Source organism: Enterobacter sp. KBR-315C3_2022 (assembly GCF_041399425.1).
In the GTDB taxonomy this organism is placed as follows: Bacteria; Pseudomonadota; Gammaproteobacteria; order Enterobacterales; family Enterobacteriaceae; genus Enterobacter.
On sequence record NZ_JBGKEB010000053.1, the window covers coordinates 1 to 3,612 of the forward strand.

Annotated in this window: 3 protein-coding genes and 4 pseudogenes; 5 read left to right on the forward strand and 2 right to left on the reverse strand. The window is 47.2% G+C overall.

Annotation, left to right across the window (positions count from 1 at the left end):
* The 3 genes and pseudogenes from AB8804_RS23075 to AB8804_RS23085 all read left to right on the forward strand — a co-directional run.
* A pseudogene (locus AB8804_RS23075) lies at positions 1 to 208 on the forward strand (transposase); the annotation flags it as partial.
* A complete protein-coding gene (gene tnpA / locus AB8804_RS23080; protein ID WP_371190265.1) occupies positions 118 to 543 on the forward strand; it encodes an IS200/IS605 family transposase in 426 nt (141 codons plus the stop codon). The pseudogene AB8804_RS23075 and the gene tnpA, both read left to right, overlap by 91 nt.
* A gap of 31 nt (positions 544 to 574) precedes the next feature.
* Positions 575 to 691 (forward strand): annotated as a pseudogene (locus AB8804_RS23085) (IS200/IS605 family transposase); the annotation flags it as partial.
* A gap of 374 nt (positions 692 to 1,065) precedes the next feature.
* Here AB8804_RS23085 and AB8804_RS23090 read toward each other — a convergent pair.
* Both AB8804_RS23090 and AB8804_RS23095 read right to left on the reverse strand, forming a co-directional pair.
* Positions 1,066 to 2,043 carry a RepB family plasmid replication initiator protein gene (locus tag AB8804_RS23090; RefSeq protein ID WP_371190267.1) on the reverse strand — a complete coding sequence of 326 codons (978 nt, stop codon included), beginning with the start codon at positions 2,041 to 2,043 and terminating at the stop codon, positions 1,066 to 1,068.
* A gap of 550 nt (positions 2,044 to 2,593) precedes the next feature.
* Positions 2,594 to 2,799 (reverse strand): annotated as a pseudogene (locus AB8804_RS23095) (transposase domain-containing protein); the annotation flags it as partial.
* A 46-nt stretch (positions 2,800 to 2,845) separates the two neighbouring features.
* On the opposite strand from AB8804_RS23095, the pseudogene AB8804_RS23100 reads away from it, so the two are divergent.
* Both AB8804_RS23100 and AB8804_RS23105 read left to right on the forward strand, forming a co-directional pair.
* Positions 2,846 to 3,138, forward strand: a pseudogene (locus AB8804_RS23100) (RNA-guided endonuclease TnpB family protein); the annotation flags it as partial.
* Between the two features lie 144 nt (positions 3,139 to 3,282).
* On the forward strand, positions 3,283 to 3,612 hold a 330-nt coding region (locus AB8804_RS23105), incomplete at its 3' end, for a transposase domain-containing protein (RefSeq protein ID WP_371189083.1).

Sequence of the window (3,612 nt, forward strand, 5' to 3'; positions counted from 1 at the left end):
AGGCGCTCTGTGGACACCAAGTTATTTTGCAAGCAGTTGCGGGGGGGCGCCGATTTCGATCATCCGACAATACATCGAGCAGCAGCAAACACCAGGTTAGCCGGAAAACCGTGCCTTATATCCCCGCCCTGGAGGACGGGGTTTTACGGCGCACCTGATAAGTCGCGTCACGCGTCCTACCTTCTTCACGTTCATCTGGTTTTTGTGACGAAGTACCGAAGAAAGGTTTTTGGCGGTTCACACCTGGCCGCTTTCAATCAGTATGCTACTGAGGTTTGCAAAGACTTTGGCGCGGAACTGAAAGAGTGTGACGGAGAGGGTGACCACGTTCATATGCTGATTGAGTACGCGCCAACGGTGCAGTTATCGGTACTGGTGAACTCGTTAAAGGCGGTCACATCAAGGCGGCTGCGTAATGAATTTCTGGACTTAAGGGGTGCTTACAACAAGCCCGTGCTCTGGTCACGCTCTTATTTTGCAGGCTCTTGCGGCGGCGCCCCGCTGGAGGTGATCAAGCATTACATTCAAAACCAGCGGGGCTGACGCCCCGGCGAAATTCCCCTCCCACCTACGTCGGATGGAGTCCCCTTACGCATTAAGATGGTCGAGGTCGTATTTCGCCTGTAGCACCGGAGGAGCAACGTTAGAAATGCACGGAGCCTACGTTCAGAGTAAATCAACGCCTGATTGAATTTTAAGCCCTGGGGCTCTTCGCCTTTCCTCTCCCCCGTATTGGGCGGAGGCTCTCGGCAGGTCTTGCTGAATACTTACCTACTTAAGTGACAAACTTACTGGCTACAATTTATATAAACTGTGGAGAGCAAGTAGTGTTGAAATAAGCTGTAGTGAGTTAGACCATAATGACAAGATTAATGTATAGCTTCAAGATTGCGATAAATCATTAAGGCACTGTTTCATAAACATTTATTAATGAGTATAAGCTTTCCGGGCATGTGTAGTTCTCACCTCTGAATATATAAGCTGTAGTGGGCAGAGCACTCATCAGTGAGAACAACATAAGCTGTAGTAAGTAAAGAGCGATCAGTTACTCGCTACAGTATATATTTAGCGGGATTTGAAGAGCTTCTCGAGATCATCAAGACTGATGCCAAGTTTCTCCAGCAGCACAAGTTTTTCAGCCATTTCTGGACTTACATCACTAGTTGTGACAGGTAACTTCGGATTTTCTTTACTCGCATCATGAGGTGGCTGCAGCTTGGGCCGACGATAATGTATACAAAAGAGTTTTGTGCGTCCTCGCTGGATCTCTGTGTAATCCAAATACCCAATATCCCGAAGCTGTTCCATAGCACGCCGTACTGTCTGATTCTGTGAGAACACAGGAGACTTAAGGTTCAGGCGTGCCCGCAGACGGGCCAGTGATATTGGCGCAGGATCCCGCGGCAAGCTCTCAATAAATGTATACAAAGCCTGTGCCGACTCTCGTCGCTTCAGCGCGTTGATGGCTTTAAGCTGAAGAAGTACTTTACGATCGAACTGATAGAGCTCAAATAAACGTGGGTCAGCTTGCAGCTGGACAATGTCTTTTTCAGTATCATAGTAAGCTGATTGCACCAGATGCGTGATGTACTCTTTGGTATGCTTTTCAGTTGTGCGAGAAAACGATATAACAGTACCCGCGATCCGTTTAAGCGAAGGACTGATCCTCTCACGGAGCTTGCGTGATGACTGGCTTGAAGGAATTCCACACAGTTTTGCAAACTCTACAAACGGCAGCTCAACTTTATCACCTATAACCTTATGCCGGGCAAAGGAATGAATCACTCCTACCCAAGTCTTGAAGTCGTTATCCATATCCAGGCGGGGGCCTGTGATCTCCACCTTGTCAAATCCCTCGGCTCTGGCAAGAGAAAGGCGCGTTAGTTCTTCGGTAGCATCAGTTCGAGAAAGTGTATTTTTTTTACTGTTCTTCAACGATTTGAGAGTAGGAACAAACACACCAAGCCGCATTAGTGCCACAGGCTGCACTGTATTGCTGGCATTAGGAGTTAGATTTACAACTTCGCCGGAGGTTTTATCCACCTCTTCAAATAGTTTTTTTATATCTAGGTTTTCCTTTTCCAGATGACCTCCGATCGGTGGATAAATCAAAATTAACAGCAGCCATTGTCTTCATCCTATAGCTATAAGCTTAGATGCAGCTGGCTTCAGTTTATACACACTTTTTATCAATAGTTCAGGGTTAAACTCGCTATAGTTTATTCTAGTTTCTTATCACAGCATATCCTTTGCATGATACAGCTTATTGCATACCTGTTATAGCTTATCTTTAACATGCTACAGCTTATGTGATCAAGCTCTAGGACCAGTTATGACGCTGTCTGCAGTAAAATTGGGATCTTATAAGGATCTATCAGGATCGTTATAAGGATCTCATTATTGGATCGAGTCACTGTATATGTGGATAACCAACTGACCATAGAGTTAGTTAAACCTTCCATCGAATGATCCAATTGTATCCAGACACTGAGCGTATCTGCCTTCCTCAACTCATGTGAAATTGCGCTTCCTCACCAGCTCGCTCGCCTTGCTCGGTCACATGGCTGCGGCGAGCACTGTTAATAATTTCAGCTTATGTGTGGAACCGGATTGACGGGGAAGTATTATTCAGGTGGTAGGGTAAGAGTTCGCTGACCCGGATGACCTGACAGCCTGCAATAACGTTAAGTCTATGACGGAGGTAGCTCTGTGGATCCACGCTGTTCAATTTGCACGTACTGATCAGACTGTGCAGCAGCGCTTACCACCGTAGTCGGAGCCGAAGAGCAAATACCCAAGCTGACCATCCGCAAGGCACTTTAAAGGTACAGCAGAACGGATATACGTCAGGGCCACATTACGCTTTAACTGCTCAATACTAGTACGGAGCAGGTATGAAATGCGTCGGCAACTTGAGTACAAACAATTCTGGCGAGCTGATCAGGTTCTGGTAATCTCTTTACCAGCCAACAGTGTATCTGTTGTCATACAGTGAAAGAGAATCATCTTTCGCAAAGTAAATTTCCGGATATACCGGGAACGTCAGCATCAACCGCGCTCGCAGCATTTTAGCATCATGACAGACATATCGTGCCTGCCTGTGGTGGGATAATGCAATCAGGACACACATTAAAGTAGGAAATTGCCGAAGCGATTCGGGCTTATTCTTAACGCTGTAGAAACCCCCATCCTTAAGGACTAATGCCGATCGTTTAAGAGTACTTGAACGATCCGGCCAGTAAGAGACAATCCAGAGTCTGCTATCCTGACTCTGGATTTTTTATGTCTGAAAACGATATAGATTTCGTTGTTGATGCTTTTTCTTCTGAACTCGATACCTTCTCCCGCTCGCTTGACCCTGCGTGGATCCATCAGGCCCTCAACGCCTGTCACAAGGCCAGTATCCGTCGGCGTCGCCTTCCCGCTGAGCAGGCCGTCTGGCTCGTGCTGATGATGGGATTGCTGCGTGATTTATCCATAAAAGATGTCTGCCATCACCTTGATATCGTTCTTCAGCCTGATGAAGGCTACCAGAGTCTCGCTCCCAGCGTACTCACCGCAGCACGCCAGCGCCTGGGCGAGGCCCCGCTTCGTTATTTGTTCCATGCCTGT